18 protein-coding genes are annotated in these 16,903 nt (G+C 73.7%); 12 read left to right on the forward strand and 6 right to left on the reverse strand.

All coding sequences use genetic code 11. The features are described from left to right. The first annotated feature begins 467 nt into the window (after window positions 1–467). The 3 genes from OG439_RS28630 to OG439_RS28640 are packed head-to-tail and all read left to right on the forward strand — an operon-like array spanning window position 468 to window position 3,332. Window positions 468–2,645, forward strand: coding sequence for an ATP-binding protein (locus tag OG439_RS28630; protein ID WP_326943907.1), 2,178 nt, complete (start codon window positions 468–470; stop codon window positions 2,643–2,645). A 31-nt stretch (window positions 2,646–2,676) separates the two neighbouring features. Further along, window positions 2,677–3,018 carry an SEFIR domain-containing protein gene (locus tag OG439_RS28635; RefSeq protein WP_326943908.1) on the forward strand — a complete coding sequence of 114 codons (342 nt, stop codon included), beginning with the start codon at window positions 2,677–2,679 and terminating at the stop codon, window positions 3,016–3,018. Between the two features lie 38 nt (window positions 3,019–3,056). After that, window positions 3,057–3,332: a hypothetical protein gene (locus OG439_RS28640; RefSeq protein WP_326943909.1), complete on the forward strand. Its 276-nt coding sequence runs from the start codon at window positions 3,057–3,059 to the stop codon at window positions 3,330–3,332. 57 nt (window positions 3,333–3,389) lie between these two features. On the opposite strand, the gene OG439_RS28645 is transcribed toward OG439_RS28640, so the two are convergent. Further along, window positions 3,390–4,022, reverse strand: coding sequence for a TetR/AcrR family transcriptional regulator (locus OG439_RS28645; RefSeq protein WP_326943910.1), 633 nt, complete (start codon window positions 4,020–4,022; stop codon window positions 3,390–3,392). Window positions 4,023–4,216: 194 nt separating this feature from the next. Between OG439_RS28645 and OG439_RS28650 the strand changes: the two genes are divergently transcribed. From OG439_RS28650 to OG439_RS28665, 4 genes are all read left to right on the forward strand, one after another. Continuing rightward, on the forward strand, window positions 4,217–4,810 hold the full coding sequence (locus tag OG439_RS28650; RefSeq protein WP_326943911.1) for a hypothetical protein: 594 nt from the start codon (window positions 4,217–4,219) through the stop codon (window positions 4,808–4,810). Continuing rightward, window positions 4,719–5,618 carry an ABC transporter ATP-binding protein gene (locus tag OG439_RS28655; protein ID WP_326943912.1) on the forward strand — a complete coding sequence of 300 codons (900 nt, stop codon included), beginning with the start codon at window positions 4,719–4,721 and terminating at the stop codon, window positions 5,616–5,618. Before OG439_RS28650 ends, OG439_RS28655 begins: the two co-directional genes overlap by 92 nt. Further along, window positions 5,608–6,429, forward strand: a complete 822-nt coding sequence (locus OG439_RS28660) for an ABC transporter permease (RefSeq protein ID WP_326943913.1) — start codon at window positions 5,608–5,610, stop codon at window positions 6,427–6,429. Before OG439_RS28655 ends, OG439_RS28660 begins: the two co-directional genes overlap by 11 nt. Window positions 6,430–6,516: 87 nt before the next feature. After that, on the forward strand, window positions 6,517–8,844 hold the full coding sequence (locus OG439_RS28665) for a putative bifunctional diguanylate cyclase/phosphodiesterase (protein WP_326943914.1): 2,328 nt from the start codon (window positions 6,517–6,519) through the stop codon (window positions 8,842–8,844). A gap of 69 nt (window positions 8,845–8,913) precedes the next feature. Here the strand turns inward: OG439_RS28665 and OG439_RS28670 are convergent, their stop codons facing one another. Continuing rightward, the gene (locus OG439_RS28670; protein ID WP_326943915.1) at window positions 8,914–9,744 is read right to left on the reverse strand and encodes a cyclase family protein; all 831 of its coding nucleotides are present in this window, start codon (window positions 9,742–9,744) and stop codon (window positions 8,914–8,916) included. Window positions 9,745–9,843: 99 nt separating this feature from the next. Here OG439_RS28670 and OG439_RS28675 point away from each other — a divergent pair, with 99 nt between their 5' ends. Both OG439_RS28675 and OG439_RS28680 read left to right on the forward strand, forming a co-directional pair. Beyond that, window positions 9,844–10,269: a DUF5709 domain-containing protein gene (locus tag OG439_RS28675; RefSeq protein WP_247056613.1), complete on the forward strand. Its 426-nt coding sequence runs from the start codon at window positions 9,844–9,846 to the stop codon at window positions 10,267–10,269. A gap of 319 nt (window positions 10,270–10,588) precedes the next feature. Further along, window positions 10,589–11,545, forward strand: a complete 957-nt coding sequence (locus tag OG439_RS28680; RefSeq protein ID WP_247056616.1) for a helix-turn-helix transcriptional regulator — start codon at window positions 10,589–10,591, stop codon at window positions 11,543–11,545. A 7-nt stretch (window positions 11,546–11,552) separates the two neighbouring features. Here the strand turns inward: OG439_RS28680 and OG439_RS28685 are convergent, their stop codons facing one another. Then, a complete protein-coding gene (locus tag OG439_RS28685; protein ID WP_326943916.1) occupies window positions 11,553–11,723 on the reverse strand; it encodes a hypothetical protein in 171 nt (56 codons plus the stop codon). 173 nt (window positions 11,724–11,896) lie between these two features. Between OG439_RS28685 and OG439_RS28690 the strand changes: the two genes are divergently transcribed. Continuing rightward, on the forward strand, window positions 11,897–12,049 hold the full coding sequence (locus OG439_RS28690; protein ID WP_326943917.1) for a hypothetical protein: 153 nt from the start codon (window positions 11,897–11,899) through the stop codon (window positions 12,047–12,049). Between the two features lie 66 nt (window positions 12,050–12,115). Here the strand turns inward: OG439_RS28690 and OG439_RS28695 are convergent, their stop codons facing one another. Next, on the reverse strand, window positions 12,116–12,484 hold the full coding sequence (locus tag OG439_RS28695; RefSeq protein ID WP_326951633.1) for a MerR family transcriptional regulator: 369 nt from the start codon (window positions 12,482–12,484) through the stop codon (window positions 12,116–12,118). 64 nt (window positions 12,485–12,548) lie between these two features. Here OG439_RS28695 and OG439_RS28700 point away from each other — a divergent pair, with 64 nt between their 5' ends. Further along, complete coding sequence (locus tag OG439_RS28700) at window positions 12,549–13,688, forward strand: MFS transporter (RefSeq protein ID WP_326943918.1); 1,140 nt, start codon at window positions 12,549–12,551, stop codon at window positions 13,686–13,688. A gap of 71 nt (window positions 13,689–13,759) precedes the next feature. On the opposite strand, the gene OG439_RS28705 is transcribed toward OG439_RS28700, so the two are convergent. Next, window positions 13,760–14,962, reverse strand: a complete 1,203-nt coding sequence (locus OG439_RS28705) for a glycoside hydrolase family 18 protein (RefSeq protein ID WP_442788288.1) — start codon at window positions 14,960–14,962, stop codon at window positions 13,760–13,762. A gap of 171 nt (window positions 14,963–15,133) precedes the next feature. Here OG439_RS28705 and OG439_RS28710 point away from each other — a divergent pair, with 171 nt between their 5' ends. Beyond that, window positions 15,134–15,526, forward strand: coding sequence for a hypothetical protein (locus OG439_RS28710; protein ID WP_326943920.1), 393 nt, complete (start codon window positions 15,134–15,136; stop codon window positions 15,524–15,526). On the opposite strand, the gene OG439_RS28715 is transcribed toward OG439_RS28710, so the two are convergent. Beyond that, a complete protein-coding gene (locus OG439_RS28715) occupies window positions 15,520–16,887 on the reverse strand; it encodes a pyridoxal phosphate-dependent decarboxylase family protein (protein ID WP_326951634.1) in 1,368 nt (455 codons plus the stop codon). The genes OG439_RS28710 and OG439_RS28715 overlap by 7 nt on opposite strands. Window positions 16,888–16,903: the final 16 nt, after the last annotated feature.

A 16,903-nucleotide genomic window follows, 5' to 3' on the forward strand; every position in this document is an offset into this window, starting at 1 on the left:
TCGATCATGGCACGACATACGGATCGTTATGCCGCAGTTTCCTTTCCTCTCCTTGTGGGAAACGGGAAACTCCTTGCCGGGCCGTTCCGGGCGGCCGCATTCTTGGCGGGCCGCGGCGATTCCGCGGCAAAAAACCGAAGACCACGGGGTGAACCCCGCGCCGAGTGCTGCCCTGGTGCGCACTGTCGAAGGAGTCGAAATGACGGTTGCCGGTGCGTTTTCACCACTCCGGTGGCCGGGCCGCCTCCCTGGTCTTCGCCCGCCGAGAGGAGGTGCGCCAACCATGCAGACCCACGCGATCGGGCTGATCCTCGCCCTGCTGACCGTCGTCTTCGGCTGAGGACGGGGCCATGCGTGACGAACACGGGCTGTGCGCACAGCGGCCGGCCGGGCCCCGGAACCCGGCCGGCCACCCCCGGCGACGCTCCGGCGCCGTCATAATGCTCCTGCGACGAGGGTGGGTACTGATGAACGAACGAGCGACGTTCGGCGCGGAACTACGGCGCCTGCGCCGGGCGGCCGGGCTCTCCCTGACCGGCCTCGCGGACCGGGTCCACTACAGCAAGGGTTATCTGAGCAAAGTGGAAACCGGGCTGACCACACCGAATCCCGCACTCGCCGCGCTGTGCGAGGCCGAGCTGGACGCGCCCGGGGCGCTGACCGCGCTGCTCCCCCGCGAACCCGCGCGACGGCGCACCCGCCCCGACGTCCGCGCGTCCGGGCTGCCGCCCGCCACCGGCGACTTCACCGGCCGCACCCCGGAGCTACAGGCGGTGCGCGACGCGCTGGAAGCCGAAAACGGCGTCTGCGTGATCTCCGGGATGGGCGGGGTCGGCAAGACGGCGCTGGCCGTCCGCTGCGCGCACCGGCTCGAAGCGGTGTTCGCCGACGGCTGCCTGTTCGTCGACCTGCGCGGGCACGGCGAGACGCCGGTCGACCCGGCGGCCCTGCACGACCGGCTGCTGCGGGTGCTCGGCGTGCCCGCCGAGCGGATCCCGGCCGACCCGGACGACCGCGCCGCGCTCTACCGCTCCCGGCTGCGCGGGCGCAGCCTGCTGCTGGTGCTCGACAACGCGGCCGACGCGGCGCAGGTGCGGCCGCTGCTGCCGGCCGAGCCGAAGTGCCGGGTGCTGGTGACCAGCCGGTCGCGGCTGAGCGCGCTCGACGAGGCCCGGCACGTCTCGCTCGACGTCCTGCCCGCCGGCGCGGCGGCCGCGCTCTTCACCGCGCTCACCGGCGCGGACGCCGCCGACGCCGCCCGCGTCGCCGACCGCTGCGGGCGGCTCCCGCTCGCCGTCCGGATCGCCGCGGCCCGGCTGCGCGCCCACCCGGCGTGGGACGTGGCCGAGCTGGACCGCCGGCTGGCCGTCGAAGCCGACCGGCTCGGCGAGCTCGACGACGGCGAGCGCAGCCTGTCCGCGGCCTTCCGGCTGTCGGCGCGTCAGCTCAGCGACGCCGAGGCCCGGCTGTTCGGCCTGCTCTCGCTGCACCCCGGCCACGACCTCGACGTCCGCGCGGCGAGCGCGCTGGCCGGGCTCGCCCCGCGGGAGACCGACCGGCTGCTCGACCGGCTGCACGACGCCTACCTGGTCACCCAGCCCGCCGCCGACCGCTACGGCTTCCACGACCTCCTCCGCGCCTTCGCCGTCGAGACCGGCGAAGCCGCCCTCGAGCCCGAGGAGCGGCAGGCGGCCTTCCGGCAGCTCGCGGCGTTCGCCGTGCGGGACGCCGAACGGGCCGACCGGCTGCTGGCCCCGCAGCGCTACCGGCCGGTGGTCACCTACCCCGGCGGCCTGCCCGAGCCGGGGCCGCTGGACGGCGTCGCGTGGTTCCGCGCCGAGTGGCCGAACCTCGTCGCGCTGTGCCGCCGGGCCGGCGAGCTCGGCGAGCACGAGCGGTGCTGGCAGCTGGCGTTCTTCCTGCGCGGCTACTTCTTCCTGGCGAAGCTGTGGGACGAGTGGATCGCGACGCACCGCTGGGCCCGCGCGGCGGCCGAAGCGGCGGGCGACCGGTGGGCGCTGGCGACCACGACGGCGAACCTCGGGATCGCCCTGATCGACCGGGGCGACCTCGACGGCGCGTCCGAGTGCTACCGCGAAGCGCTCCGGGAGTACCGCGCGATCGGTGACCGCCACGGCGAGAGCACCGCGCTCGCGCACCACGCCTGGACCGACCACTACCGCGGCGAACACCAAGCGGCCCTGCGCGATTTCGGGACGGCGCTGGAGTTCTACGTCCAGACCGGCAGCCGCCGCAACGCCGCCATCACCGAACGCGGCATCGCGCTGGTGCGCGTCGCGCTCGGCGAAGCCGCGGAGGCGGCGGAACTCGCGGCGGCCACGCTGGGCGTGTTCGACGAGCTCGGCCTGGACCTCGACGCCGTGCTCGCGCTCAACTGCCTGGGCTGGGCCCGGTTCCACACCGGCGAGCTCGACCTCGCCGCGGCGGCCTACCGCGAAGCGGCGGCGCGGGCGGAGGCGTGCGAGAGCGACCACGAAGCCGCGCGGGCGTACACCGGCCTCGGCAACGTCGCGGCCGCCCGCGGCGCGGCTTCGGAGGCGGCGGGGTACTGGGCGCAGGCGGACGAGAACCACCCCGGCCTCGACCCGGTCGTGGTCGGCGAAACCCGCGTCCGGCCGGCGTAACGGCGGCTCCGGACCCGCCGGCTCCGGGGTCATGCCGAGCCGCCCCCGGGTCTTCGTGTCGTATTCGCACGACGACGAGGACCACAAGACGCTCGTGCGCCGGTTCGCCGAGTTCCTCCACCGGCGCGTCGGCCTCGAGGTGCACACCGACGGCGAGGAGCCGCCCCACGTCGGCCGGGGTGCGCGGTTCGAGGGCGCGGTGCTGCGGGACCAGGTGACCGGCGACATCGACGAGTACACCGCGCGGATCCTGCCGGTCGTGCTCCCCGGCCGGGCGGTCGACGAGATCCCGCGGTTCCTCAACCCGTACTCGACGACCCACTTCGTGGTCCGGCAGTTCCAGGTGGCCGACTGCTGCTCACCACCGAACTGAACCCGGTCTCGAAAGGACCGGACGTCCGGCTTTCCGCCGTGCGCATCGACGGCACGCACTACGGGCACGGCATCGCCTACCGCTGCTCGATGTTCTGCGGCGAACCCCGCGGCGTCGTCGAGTACGACCTCGGGCGGAAGTACCGGAGGTTCGAGACCGCGGCCGGCGTCCTCGACGACGCCGCGGACTCCGGCCGGACCGGCCACTGGCCTACCGGCCCGACACGACCGGGTCACCACTGCCGGCGGGCGCGCGGATCGCGGGCGGCCTGTCGAACGGCCTGCCGGAACTCGGCTGGGGCAACCCGGGCCTGACCACCTGATCGCCGTTCTCGTGCCCGCGCCGCGGAGCACGAGCAGCCGGGCGAGGCGCTAGCCGGCCACGATCCGGGTCAGCACCGACGGGACGGCGCTTTCCAGCTCCTCCGGGACGTCGGGTGCGCCGGCCAGGTGCCGTAGCAGGGCCTGCTGGAACAGGCCGTCGAACAACGCGTACGCGACCGGGGCCGGGACCTCCACCGGGGTCTTCGCGAGGTCCGCGTAGCGCGTCACCACGTGCCAGATCATCTCTTCGCGGCGGCGGTCGATCTCGAGGACGTCCGCGCGGAACGACTCCTCGAACAGGCTCTGGTTGCGCAGGTCGTACCAGAGGCGGTGCATCTTCGCGTCCGCGCGCAGGGTGGCGGCCATCGCCGCCGCGAAGTCGCGCTTCAGCTCTTCGGCCGTGCGGGCGCGGGCCACGATCTCGTCGTAGCGGGTGACGCAGACTTCCTCGAACTGGCGGACGCAGTGGGTGAGCAGGTCCACCTTGTCGGCGAAGTAGTAGTGCAGCACGCCGTGCGAGAACTCCGAGTTCTGGGCGATCTCCCGCAGGCTCGTGCGCGCGTAACCGAGCTCGGCGAGCGTCCGCAGCGCAGACCCGGCCAGCTGCGCCCGCCGCTCGGTGAACTTGTCCACCCCGCTGCGGGAGATGCGCTCCCGGGTCCGCTCCTTCGCCTGCGTCACCTGCACCACCTGCCGGTTCGTCCTGCGTGCCGGACTCAGTCTATCGGGGCACCCGGGACGCGGCCGGAGAACCGGCCGGCACACCACACCGGACGTAGCCGGGTACGCGCGCTGCCGTAGGCCCAAGTGCCGTACGCCGGGGGACGCCCCCGGCGGCCCGGATCCCGAGGATGGGGGCAGCGAAAGGAGGGACCATGACACGCCGTCTCGGCGCCCGGGCCCGCAAGTGGTACCTGGTGGCCCACATCGTCTCGGGGGGCGCGTGGATCGGGATCGACGCGGTCCTCGGCATCCTCGTCGCCACCGCGCTGATCTCCGGCGACCCCGCCGTCGTCGCCACGAGCCTGCAGGCGCTGGAGCTGTTCGCCGTGTGGCCGATGCTGATCGCCGCGCTCCTCACGCTCGGCACCGGCGTCGTGCTCGGCCTCGGCACGAAGTACGGCCTCGTCCGCTACTGGTGGGTGGCCGTGAAGCTGGCGGTGAACGTCGTGATGGCGCTGCTGATCCTCTTCGCGCTGCGCCCGGGGCTCTACGACGCGGCCGGGTACGGCCGTCAGCTCGCCGCGGGAGTGCCGCCCGAAGGCGACCCGGCCGGCCTGCTCTACCCCGTGATCGTCGCCCCCAGCCTGTTGCTGTTCGCCAGCGTCCTCTCGGTCTTCAAGCCGTGGGGCCTCACCCGGAAAGGCAAGGAGACCCGTGAACCTGCCCGTCGAAACGATCGCCCTGACCAAACGCTACGGACCGGCCGCCGCGGTGACGGAGCTGAACCTGTCGGTGCGCGCCGGTGAGGTCTACGGCTTCCTCGGCCCGAACGGCGCCGGCAAGACGACGACGCTGCGGATGCTGCTCGGCCTGATCCGGCCGACGTCCGGCCGCGTCCGGCTCTTCGGCGCCGAACCGGGCCCGGCCAGCCTCGCCCGCGTCGGCGCGCTGATCGAAGGCCCCGCCTTCTACCCGTACCTGTCGGGCCGGGCGAACCTGCGGGTCCTCGCCGACCACGCCGGCGTCCCGCGCAGCCGCGTCGACGCCGTGCTCGACGTCGTCACCCTGACCGACCGGGCGAAGGACAAGTACGCGACGTACTCGCTCGGCATGAAGCAGCGGCTCGGCCTCGCCGCCGCGCTGCTGAAGGTGCCCGAACTGGTGGTGCTCGACGAGCCGACCAACGGCCTCGACCCGGCCGGGATGGCCGACATGCGCGTCACGCTGCGCAAGCTCGCCGCGGACGGCTGCACCGTGCTGCTCTCGAGCCACCTGCTGGCCGAGGTCGAGCAGATCTGCGACCGCGTCGGCGTGCTCGACCACGGCCGGCTCGTCGCCGAGACGACCGTGCCGGACCTGCGGGCGGGTGGCGCGCTGCGCGTCGTCGCCGGGCCGCTCGACCAGGCCCGCGCGCACCTCGGCCGGCTGCTCGGCGCGGACCGCGTCCACGCCGACGGCGCCGCGCTCGAGCTCGACGTCGACCCCGGTGAGGCCGGGCGGATCAACGCGGCGCTCGTCGGCGCCGGCCTCGACGTCAGCGAGCTGCGCTGGCGCGAACCCGACCTGGAACAGACGTTCCTCGCCCTGACCGGAGGTACCCCCGATGCCGCGTGACATCCGAGCCGAGCTCCTGAAGCAGGCGCGCCGGCCCGCGAGCTGGCTGCTGCTGGCCGTCGCCGTCGTGCTGACGCTGACCTTCGGCTACGCCGTCCCCTACGCGGGCCTGGGCGGGGCCCCGGCGGCCGGCGGGCCCGGCGCCGGCCGCGGGCTGAGCGCGATGCTGCCGGATGCCTTCGTCGGCAGCGCGCTGGGCGGGCTGCCGATCTTCGTCGGCGCGCTCGCGCTGATCTTCGGCGTGCTCGTCGCGGGCAGCGAATACGGCTTCGGCACGTGGAAGACCGTGCTGGTGCAGAACCCTTCGCGCGTCACGGTCTTCGGCGCGAAGCTGGTCGTCGTCACGGCGGCGGCACTCGCCACGGTGCTCACGCTGTTCGCGGCGACCGCGGGCGCGAGTGCGCTCGTCGCCTCACTGCAGGGCCAGGCGCTCGTCTGGCCGAGCGCGTCCGACGTCCTGCTGGGCCTCGGCGCCGGCTGGCTGGTGACGGCCATGTGGGGCGCGCTCGGCGTGCTGCTGGCCATCGGCCTGCGCTCGGTCGCGCTGCCGATCGGGCTGGGCCTGGTGTGGCTGCTGGCTGTGCAGAACCTGCTCGCCTCGGTCGCCGCGCCGCTGCTGACGTGGGTCGCCGAGCTGCAGAAGGTGCTGCCCGGGCCGAACGCCGGCGCGCTCGCGGCGTCGTTCGGGGCGAGTGCCCCCGGGGTCGGGCAGATCGTCGGGTCCGGGCAGGCCACCGTGGTGATCGCGGGGTACCTGGCCGGGTTCGCCGTGCTCGGCGGGTGGCTGCTCCACCGGCGTGACATCGCCTGATGGTGCCGGTGCGGTGAGCCGGTTCCCGGTCGTGCCCGGTGTAGTGTTTCTCAGTTCGACTGACCGGGTTTGACCACGTGAGGTGCCATGACAGTGCGGCGGTACCCGGTGGCGATCGTGCTCGTCGTCGTCACGGCGGCGCTGATCGCCGGCAACGGGTTCGCGTTCTGGGGCGATACCTTCGCGTTGTGGATCGACGACGCCATGCAGCTGAGCGCCGGGGTCGCCGCGGTCTTCTGCGGCTGCCTGGTCGCCCGCCGCTTCCGCGGGCACCAGCGCTGGTGGCGGCTGCTCGTCGCGCTCGGCATGGCCGGCTGGTCGCTCGGGCAGTGCGTCTGGTCCTGGTTCCAGCTGGTCGACGGCCGGGGCCTGCCGTCGCCGTCGCTGGCCGACGTCGGCTACCTGAGCTTCCCGGTCTTCGCGCTCGCGGCGTTGTTCACCCTGGCCCGGGCGCGGATCCGGCCGGACCGCGAACGCTGGCAGCCCGCGCAGTGGACCGCGCACTTCGGCATCGCGGTGGTGCTCGACGGCCTGGTCGTCACCGGCTCGCTGTTCATCCTGACCTGGACCGCGGCGCTCGGGCAGCTGGTCCGGGCGACCGCGCCGGACGCGGGCTCGTGGGCCGTGGCCATCGCCTACCCGCTGTCGGACCTGGTCATCGTGGTCGTCGCGGTGCTGCTGGTGGTGTTCGACCGGGTGGACCGGCCCTACCGCGCGAACCTGCTGCTGCTGGCCGTCGGGATCGTCGCGCTCGCCTGCTCCGACAGCGTGTTCGCCTACCTCGTCAGCATCGGCGCCGAAAGCATGAAGCCGTGGGCCGACGCGGGGTTCGTGCTCGGCCCGATGTTCATCGCGTTCGCGCTGCTGGCGACGCCGAACGCGCGCCGGCGCGACGACGCGGGCCAGTCCGGCGGCGTCGACTGGTGGCAGCTGGCGCTGCCCTACATCCCGGTCACGGCCGTGGCGCTGCTGATCACCGCGCAGCTGGTGGCCGGGGCCGGGCCGGACGGCGTCGAGGTGTTCGTCGGCGTGCTCGTGGTGTTCCTGGTGCTCGCCCGGCAGCTGCTTTCCGTGCTGGACAACCGGTTGCTGCTGCGGCGGGTGTACGAGGGCCAGCAGCAGCTGACCCACCAGGCCTACCACGACCCGCTCACCGGGCTGGCCAACCGCGCGTTGTTCGGCGACCGGCTCGACCGGGCCGTCGCCGACGGCGCGGAAGCCACCGGGGACCACCGCCCGCTCGTGCTGATCTTCGTCGACCTCGACGACTTCAAGGAGGTCAACGACCGGTTCGGGCACGCCGGCGGTGACCTCCTGCTGCACGGCGTCGCGCAGCGGCTGCTGAGCTGCGTCCGCTCGACCGACACCGTCGCGCGCCTCGGCGGCGACGAGTTCGCGATCCTGCTCGAAGGCGAAGTCGAGGCGCCGCAAGCGGTCGCGGACCGGATTCGCGGCGCGCTGCGCCGGCCGTTCTCGGTGCACGGCACGCTGGTCGTGGTGCGGGCGAGCATGGGCCTGGTCGTGCCGGACCCGGCCGAGCCGCTGGTCACCTCCGACGTGCTGCTGGGCCGCGCGGACACGTCGATGTACGCGGGCAAGCGCCTCGGCAAGGACACGACCGTGGTCTACCGGCCGTCGCAGGACGGTCCGCCGGACTTCCCGTCGGCGCTGCGCCGCGCGGCCGGCGGCGTCCCGGAGGGCTTCGGGCTGGTGTTCCAGCCGATCGTGCGGCTCGCCGACGAGACACCGGTGGCCGTCGAAGCGCTGGCCCGCTGGAGCGCCCCGGACGGCACGCCGGTCTCGCCCGAGACGTTCGTCCGCGCGGTCGAAGGCGCCGGCCTCGGGGCCGAGCTGGACGCGCTGGTGCTGGACCTGGCCTGCCGCGAGATCACCGCGGCCGGGCTGGACCTGACGGTGCACGTCAACGTCTGCGCCAGCCGGCTCGGCGCGGCCACGCTCGAGCAGAGCGTCAGCGCGAGCCTGGCCCGGTACGGCCTGCCGGCGGACCGCCTCGTCGTCGAGATCACCGAGACGGTGCCGGTGCCGGACCTCGCGGCCGGCGCCGACGCGATCCGGCGGCTGCAGGCCCTCGGCGTCCGGGTGGCGCTCGACGACTTCGGGGCCGGGTACAGCTCGCTGACCGTGCTGCACGCGCTGCCGGTCGACCTGATCAAGCTGGACCGCGCCCTGACGACGGGCATCCAGCCGGAGCGCGACGCCGCCCTGTGCCGCTCGCTGGTCGGGCTGTGCGCCGACCTCGACCTCGCGGTCGTCGCGGAAGGCATCGAGACGGCCGAGCAGGCCGAGCTGATCACCCGGGCGGGCTGCACGACGGCCCAGGGCTACCGCTTCGGCCGCCCGGCGCCGCTGTCGGCGTTGCGCCTCTCGGGCGCCGCGCCGCTCTCGGCGAGCTGACCCGGGTCTACCGCGGCTTGTCGTGAGTGTTTAGGGCGGTTCTAACCGCCCTAAACACTCACGACCGGCTCAGTCCGCGTGCACGCCCGGCGGGAGCACGCCGAAGATCGTCGCCGTCGAGCCCGCGCCCCTGCGGTTGATCGGGCCGCCCGCCAGCACCCACGCGCCCGTCGTCGGCAGCGCCTTCAGGTTCGCCAGGATCTCCAGGCTGATCCGGTGGCGCTGGTAGACCAGCTTGGACACGGTGTACGTCTCGTCGGTGCCGACGTCCGGGCTGAACGTGTCGGTGCCCGTGCCGCCCTGGCGGCCCAGCCGTCCGGTGTCGATCAGCCACTTGACCGCCGGGATCGAGAACCCGGGCTGGTGCAGCACGCCGTCGGCGCCGGTGTTCGGGTAGGCCGGGGTGCCCCACTTGGCGTCCCAGCCGGTCCAGAGCACGACGACGGCGTCGTCGGGGATCCGGCCGTGGCGCTTCTCCCAGGCCTTGAGGTCGTCGATCGTGACGCCGTAGTCCGCGTCGGCCGCCGCCTTCGCTCTTATGTCGATCTTGACCGCGGGCCGGAATAGATCCGCCGGGTCCATCGCGTCGGCGAGGGGCTGACCGGTGTTGAAGTGGCCGGGCGCGCCCCAGTGCGTGCCCGTGTGCTCGCCTTCGCGGACGAACTGCAGGTAGTAGCCGTCGTCCGGGATGGTCGCGATGGTTTCCAGCGAGAACGCCGGATCGCCGGGGAACACGTTGGTCTTCGCGGGGTCGTTGACGTGCGACAGGTTGACCAGGTTCAGCTGGTCGAGCCGCACCGGCGGGGTCGTCGCCGTCGCGGCCTGCGCGGTCCGCCCGGACACGGCGGCGCCGAACACCCCGGCCAGCCCCGCGGCCAGCACCCTGCGTCTCATCGGCATGGGGAATCACCTTTCACCGGAACACCGCCCGTGCGGCGGCCTGCACGTGATATCACCCGGACCGGGTGCGGCCCAAGGAGCTGGACGAAGATGGGGTCCATGGACGACGACATCGAAGACAACGCCGACAACGGCGTGCTCGACCCCGAGGACACCCTGCTCGACCGCGACGAGCTGGCCGAGGGCTACTCCCCGCCGGAGCACACGCGCGCGACCGAGGACTGGGGCACGACCGCGCGGGAGACGGCGGAGGGCGAAAGCCTCGACGGCCGGCTCGCCCGCGAGGTCCCCGACCTGGCCGACGACGCCGACGATGACGGCCTGGGCGACAGCGAGGACACCGACGGCGAACTGGTCGACGACGAGGTCGGCGACGTCCGCGCGGGCCGGCTCGTCGCTTCGGACGAGGGCTTCGGCGCGGACACCGACGAGGAGCTGTACGCCTCCGACGCGGGCGTCGACGGCGGCGCGGCCTCGGCGGAGGAAGCGGCCGTCCACGTGATCGACCCGTCCCGCCGCTGGTGAGGTGGCGGGGCCGGGCCCGGCCCCGCCACCTCACCGGACCTCGACAGTCCGGTCCGCGGTCGTCGTGCTGGGGAACACGACCCGCCCCCTCGGCGGTTCGTGCCGGCCACGACGGCGTCACCGTGCCGCAGTCCCCTTGCACGACGCTGTCCGGCTCCTGTCGGGTCCGCCGCCGGACCTGCCCCCTCGACGGGTCCGGCGGCGAAGTTCCCGACCGGCCTAATCCTTTCCGCCGTCCGGCGCGTGGGGTAGGTGGCAGAGCGGACACCGGCCGGATCCGGCCGTCCACGTCCCCGCCGCTGCCGGAGGAGGGGCACGGATGCTCGAGGGCTTGCTGACGCCCGGCGCGGGCGCGCTGTACGACGCGATGGTGCGCACCGGGCCGTTGCCGCTGGACGATCCGCGGGCCGAGAGCCCGGAGATGCGGGAGCTGTTCGACCAGGGTTTCGTGCGCCGCGACTACCGCGACGACCCGGTGATCGCGCCGATGGAGCCGGTGCGCGCCGTCGACCACGCGATCCTGGGCGCGCAGCAGCGGCTCGTGGAGCAGCAGCGTCAGATCGTCGCGGCGCGCCAGCAGCTGGACATGCTGCAGGCCGTGTACCGCGCGGCGCACGGCAGCGGCGGCGACCCGGGCGTCGAGGTGCTGACGGACCCGCAGCGCATCGGCTCGCTGTCGCTGGAGCTGTGCCTGTCCGCGCGCGAGGAGTTCCTGACGTTCACCACGCGGCACTTCAAGCGGAAACCGGACGCGGGCACGGTGCTGCGGCTGCCGGACGCGGTGACCGAACGCGGGGTGCGGCTGCGCAACGTCTACGAGCGCGCGGCCCTGGAGTTCGACGGCGCCAAGGAGGTCGTGGCCGCCAGCGTCGCGGCCGGGTGGGCCATGCGGGTGGCTCCGGAGCTGCCGATGAAGATGGTCGTCGCCGACCACCACTCCGCGCTGGTCCCGCTGGACCCGAGCGGCATGGACGGCGCGCTGTTCGTCCGCAGCCCGACGATCGTCGCGGCCCTGCGGATGCTGTTCGAGCTGGTCTGGAGCCAGGCGGTCGCGGTGGACGGCGGTGGCGCGCAACCTCGTCACGGCCTCACCCCGACCCAGGCGAAGGTGCTGGACCTGCTGGCCACCGGCATGACGGACGGCGCGATCGCGCGGCACCTCGACGTCAGCGAGCGCACGGTCCGGCGGCACGTCCAGGGGCTGCTGGAGGCATTGCAAGCGGACAACCGGGTGGCCGCGGTGTTCGCGGCCACCCGGCTGGGCTGGCTCGGTTGAGCCGGCGCTACTCGAGCTTCCGGCACTCCGGCGGGCCCTGGGTCCACATCCAGACGCAGCCGGTCCCGGGCGGCCGGACCCCCGGCGTGCCGGTTCCCGGCGCCGCGGCGGCCGCCGGGACGGCGAGGGTGCCGATGGCCGCCGCGGCGAGCAGGCCGGCCAGCACTCGCTTGATCATGGTCTTCCTTCCGGAGCGGGGATCTCCCGGCCAAGTTAGGCCCGCCCGGCCGGCGACGGCAGGGGCGGTTTCGGTCAGTGTCCGGTACCGGCCACCGGCCGGCTGGCCGGTACCGGACGTTGGCCGCACCCGACCGGTGCGCGGGCCGGCGCGGCTCTCCTACGGTCGGGGACATGGGTGACGAGGCGCCCCCGCGCTGGTGGGGTGAGGAGGGCGCCCGTCCCCGCCCGGACCCGGCCGGCTGGTGGCCGGAAGCCGACACACTGCACTGGGTCGCGGCGACGACCTCCGCCCCGGCCGACCCGGCCACCGTCGCGGGTCCGTGAATGCCACATCGAGGGACGTGGTGTCCGTCGATGTGGCATTCACGGACTTGGCGAGCGGACGGCGGGTCAGGCGCGGTTGTACTCGCGGACCGCGTCCAGGTAGCCGGAAATCGCGTCGCGGTTGCGCAGCAGGCACTCCGCGCGACGCGCCATGCGGTCGCGTTCCGCTTCCAGCGTGGCCAGCATCTCCGGGGTCGCGTCCGGGAAGTAGATCGCCCGGGGTTTGTCCAGGCACGGCAGGATCTGCTTGATGATCCGCGTCGGCAGCCCGGCGTCCAGCAGCCCGCGGACCTGGATCACGCGGTCGACCGTCGTCTCGTCGTAGTCGCGGTAGCCGTTCGAGCCGCGGGAGGCGATGATGAGGCCCTGCTCCTCGTAGTACCGCAGCAGCCGCCGGGACGTGCCGGTGCGCTCGGACAGCTCGCCGATCCGCATGTGCGCCACCTCACGTCCGCCGGGCTGGACCTTCACATCCATGTGAGGGTTCGAGCATATCCCCATGAGGACCCCCGCTCTGCTCGCCCTGACCACCGCCGCCTTCGTCACGGTGCTCACCGAGGCCCTGCCCGCGGGCGTGCTGCCCGGCATGAGCGCCGGCCTGCGCGTCGGCGAGTCCGCGGCCGGGCAGGCCGTGACGATCTACGCGCTCGGCACCGCCCTCACCGCGATCCCGCTGGCCGCGGCGACGTCGACCTGGCCCCGCAAACGTTTGCTGCTCACCGGCGTGGCCGGGTTCGCCGTCGCCAACACCGTGACGGCGCTGTCCGCGGACTACGCGCTGACGATGGTGGCCCGGTTCGTCGCCGGGATCGCGGCGGGCGTCGTCTGGGCGCTGCTGGCCGGGTACGCCCGACGGCTGGCGCCCGCCGGCCGGGAGGGCAAGGCCATCGCGGTCGTGATGGCCGGCATCCCGCTCGCGCTGTCGCTCGGCATCCCGGCCGGGACGTTCCTGGGCGGCCTGTTCGGCTGGCGCTCGGCGTTCGGCGTGATGTCGGCGATCGCCGTCGTGCTGCTGGCCTGGATCGCCGTCGGCGTGCCGGACCACCCGGGGCAGGCCCGCGGCGGCCGGCTGCCCGTGCTGCGCACGCTCACCGTGCCGGGCGTCGCGCCCGTCCTGGTCGTGACGCTCGTGTTCGTGCTGGCCCACACCGTGCTCTATACCTACGTCGCCGCGTTCCTCGGCCACGCCGGGCTCGGCGGCTCGGTGGACGTCGTCCTGCTGGTCTTCGGCGTCGCGTCGCTGGCGGGCATCGGGATCGTCGGCGCCCGGATCGACCGCGCGCTGCGCCGGCTCACGATCCTCAGCACGATCCTGGTCGCCGTCGCCGCCGCGCTCATGATCGCGGACAGTCCCGCGCTGATCTACGTCGCCGTGGCGCTGTGGGGCCTCGGCTGGGGCGGCGTCCCGACGCTGCTGCAGACCGCCGCCGGCAACGCCGGTGGCGAGGCCGCGGACAACGCGCAGGCCATGCTCGTCACGTTGTGGAACGCCGCGATGGCCGCGGGCGGGGTGGCCGGCGGCGTCCTGCTCGACGCCGCCGGTCCCACCGCGTTCCCGTGGACGCTGCTCGTGCTCCTGGTGCCGGTGCTCGCCGTGGTGCTCGGCGCCCGGCGGCACGGCTTCCCGCAGCCGTCTTGAGTGCAGCCGTCTTGAGCGGTATTGAGTTGGACGAAGGACCCGGGCGGGCTCGCGCCCGGGCCCTCCAGCTTTCAGCAGCGGCCGGACGAGATGGCCCGCAGCAGTTCCGCGTTGGTCGTGTCACCCGACAGCTCCCAGGCGAACACCCCGCCGAGGCCCTGCGACTTCGCGTACCCCGCCTTGGCCGCCGCGGTCTCGGGGGTGTCGTAGCTCCACCACTGCGAACCGCACTTGGCGTACGCCGTGCCCGCGACCTTCCCGTTCGCCGGGCAGGTCGTCTTGAGGACCTTGTAGTCCTCGACGCCGGCTTCGTAGGTGCCCGGGGCGGGGCCGGTGGCCGTGCCGCCCGGCTGCTTCTGCGTCACGCCGTCCCAGCCGCGGCCGTAGAACCCGAGGCCCAGCAACATCTTCGACGACGGGACGCCCTGGTGGCGCAGCTTCTGGATGGCCGCGTCGGCGTAGAACCCGGCGGTCGGGATGCCCGGGTAGGACCGCAGCGGCGAGTGCGGCGCGGTGGGTCCGGCCGGGCTGCCGCCGGCGACGAAGTAGTCGTAGGTCATCACGTTGTACCAGTCGAGGTAGCGGCTCGCCCCGGCGTAGTCGTTCGCGTCGATCTTGCCGTTGCGCGAGCCGTCCGCGGTGATAGCGGCCGTGACGAGCTGGTGCCCGAACTTCGCGCGCAACGCCTTGACCAGGCCCGTGAACGCCTTCGGCCCGCTGGTGTCGCAGTTCAGGCCGCAGGCGTTGGGGTACTCCCAGTCGATGTCGATGCCGTCGAAGACGCCGGCCCAGCGCGGGTCGTTGACCAGGTTGTAGCAGGACTCGGCGAACGCGGCCGGGTTCTTCGCCGCCTCGGTGAAGCCGCTCGACCAGGTCCAGCCGCCGAACGACCAGATCACCTTGAGCTTCGGGTGCAGCTTCTTCAGCTCCAGGAGCTGGTTGAAGCTGCCGTGGAGCGTGCCGCTGTCGGCCTGGCCGTTGACACTGCCGGCGGCGTCGTAGGGCATGTCGTGGTCGGCCCAGGGGTCGCCGACCGCGCAGCCGCCGCCGGTCACGTTGCCGAACGCGTAGTTGATGTGGGTCAGCTTCGCGGCCGACCCCGACGTCTCGATGTCCTTGACGTGGTAGTTGCGGGCGTAGACGTCCCAGTCGGCGAAGTAGGCCATCACCTTGCCGTCGGACTGACCGCCGTGGGCCGGCCCGGCTTCCGCGGGCGGCGCGACGACGGCGGCGGCGGCGAGCGCCAGCGCGATCACGGCGATGCGTTTTCTCATGCGGAGCACGGCTTTCCCTTCGGGGGTCACCGCCCTTTCGGGACCGGCTGGGCGGACCGGCTGAGGCTAACAGGTCCAGACCACTGCGGACAGAGCGAAAAGCGGGCGGCGAACAGATTTCCCGGTCGTGTCGCAGCCGGGTGCGGATTCACCGTGTGCGAAGATCCCCGCATGACGGAGTTCGGCTGCGCCCGCTGTTGCGGCAAAGACGCATTGACCGCGATGGCGTTCTGCACGACCCGGCTCCGGGAAACCCACCGTTTGGTGGAGCAGTCGCACTTCGGCGTTTCCCTGCGCGAATGTCCGGAATGCGGCCAGGCGTTCGCCTCGATCTTCACCGAGTTCGTCGACTGGTCCGGCGGCGCGGACGCCCAGTTCTTCGACATCGTGCCGTTGACCGGCACCGAGGTGAACTCGTTGGCAGCGCAGGGTTCCGGCGTCGACCTGGTCACACTGGGCGCGCTCGGCAGCGTGCGGCGGCGGCTCTCGTCGGCGTGGCCGACCGGTGGCGCGAAGACGATTTCGTGGAAATCGGAGCCGCTTTCGGTGCGCGAAGGCTACTGAAGCCCCTGGCCAAGTCCGGCCAGCCGCAGGATCGCCGCCGCCGAACGGTCGACGTCGGCCTCCGTCGTGGACCAGTTCGACACCGAAATCCGCACGTACCGGCGGCCGCGCCAGGTGGTTCCGCCGAGCCAGCACGTGCCGTCGCGCTGGATCGCCGTGACGAGCGCGTCGGTGCGGGCGTCGTCGCCGAAGGACACCAGGACCTGGTTGAGGACGACGTCGTTGGCGATCTCCGCGCCGCCGTCGGCGAGCGCCGCGGCGAAGCGGCGGGCCAGCCGGCAGCAGCGGTCGGCGAGCTCGGCCACGCCGTCGCGGCCCAGTTCGCGCAGGGCCGCCCAGACGGCGAACCCGCGGGCGCGCCGCGACGACTCCGGCGTGAGGTCGCCCATGCCGGCCACCTCGCCCGCGCCGACGAGGTAGGCCGCGCGGTTGGCGAAGGCCGCGGCGTGGGCGTCCGGCCGGGCGCAGAAGACGAACCCCGAGTCGTAGGGCACGTTGAGCCACTTGTGCCCGTCGCAGGCCCAGGAGTCGGCCAGCTCGACGCCGTCGAGCAGTGCCGCCGTGGCCGGGTTGGCCGCGGCCCACAGGCCGAACGCGCCGTCGACGTGCACCCAGGCGTCACCGGCGGCTTCGCGGGCGGCGCGCAGGTCGTCGCACGCGCCGGTGTTCACGTTGCCCGCCTGCAGGCAGACGATCGCCGGACCGGTCCCGGCGGCCAGCACCCGCACCAGGTCGGCGACGTCGATCGCGCCCTGGGGACCGGCCGCCACCTCCTCGACGGCGCTCGTGCCGAAGCCCAGCAGCCGCAACGCGCGGTCGATCGTCGCGTGCCGTTCGGCGCTCGCGACCACGCGGACGCGCGGGGCGCCGAAGAGCCCGTCGCGTTCGGCGTCCCAGCCCGCTTCGGCGAGCACGTGGTGCCGCGCGGCGGTGAGCCCGACGGTGTTCGCCGCCTGCCCGCCGGTGACGAACCCGGCCGTCGCGCCGGCCGGGATGCCGAGCAGCTCCTTGAGCCAGCCGCCGGCGGCGTCCTCCGCGGCCGCGGCGGCCGGTGAGAGCACGGCGTTGAAGGCGTTCTGGTCCCAGCCCGCGGCGAGGACGTCGGCGGCGGTCGCGGCGGGCAGTCCCCCGCCGATGACGAACCCGAAGAACCGCGGCCCGGCGGTCGCCATCAGCCCGGGCGCGGCGGCCCGCGCGAGGTGTTCGAGCACGTCGGACGGCGGGCTCGGGTCCGTCGGCAGCGGCCCGCCGAAGCCCGCGCGCAGGGCGGCGGCGTCGGCGGCCGGCGCCACCGGCCGCTCGGCCAGGGAGTCCCGGTGGTCCGCGGCCAGCGCGGCGGCCCGGGCCAGGAGGTCACGCAGTTCGTCCACGGCCCCG

The organism is Amycolatopsis sp. NBC_01307 (assembly GCF_035975215.1).
In the GTDB taxonomy this organism is placed as follows: domain Bacteria; phylum Actinomycetota; class Actinomycetes; order Mycobacteriales; family Pseudonocardiaceae; genus Amycolatopsis.

Bases quoted from the DNA above. Each gene is read 5' to 3' on its own strand.
- OG439_RS28660 (WP_326943913.1), top strand. From the start codon at position 5,608: ATGCCGCGTGACATCCGAGCCGAGCTCCTGAAGCAGGCGCGCCGGCCC.
- OG439_RS28635 (WP_326943908.1), top strand. From the start codon at position 2,677: ATGCCGAGCCGCCCCCGGGTCTTCGTGTCGTATTCGCACGACGACGAG.
- OG439_RS28705 (WP_442788288.1), bottom strand. From the start codon at position 14,962: ATGAGAAAACGCATCGCCGTGATCGCGCTGGCGCTCGCCGCCGCCGCC.
- OG439_RS28630 (WP_326943907.1), top strand. From the start codon at position 468: ATGAACGAACGAGCGACGTTCGGCGCGGAACTACGGCGCCTGCGCCGG.
- OG439_RS28700 (WP_326943918.1), top strand. From the start codon at position 12,549: ATGAGGACCCCCGCTCTGCTCGCCCTGACCACCGCCGCCTTCGTCACG.
- OG439_RS28665 (WP_326943914.1), top strand. From the start codon at position 6,517: ATGACAGTGCGGCGGTACCCGGTGGCGATCGTGCTCGTCGTCGTCACG.
- OG439_RS28670 (WP_326943915.1), bottom strand. From the start codon at position 9,744: ATGCCGATGAGACGCAGGGTGCTGGCCGCGGGGCTGGCCGGGGTGTTC.
- OG439_RS28685 (WP_326943916.1), bottom strand. From the start codon at position 11,723: ATGATCAAGCGAGTGCTGGCCGGCCTGCTCGCCGCGGCGGCCATCGGC.
- OG439_RS28690 (WP_326943917.1), top strand. From the start codon at position 11,897: ATGGGTGACGAGGCGCCCCCGCGCTGGTGGGGTGAGGAGGGCGCCCGT.
- OG439_RS28710 (WP_326943920.1), top strand. From the start codon at position 15,134: ATGACGGAGTTCGGCTGCGCCCGCTGTTGCGGCAAAGACGCATTGACC.
- OG439_RS28675 (WP_247056613.1), top strand. From the start codon at position 9,844: ATGGACGACGACATCGAAGACAACGCCGACAACGGCGTGCTCGACCCC.
- OG439_RS28680 (WP_247056616.1), top strand. From the start codon at position 10,589: ATGCTCGAGGGCTTGCTGACGCCCGGCGCGGGCGCGCTGTACGACGCG.
- OG439_RS28695 (WP_326951633.1), bottom strand. From the start codon at position 12,484: ATGCGGATCGGCGAGCTGTCCGAGCGCACCGGCACGTCCCGGCGGCTG.
- OG439_RS28650 (WP_326943911.1), top strand. From the start codon at position 4,217: ATGACACGCCGTCTCGGCGCCCGGGCCCGCAAGTGGTACCTGGTGGCC.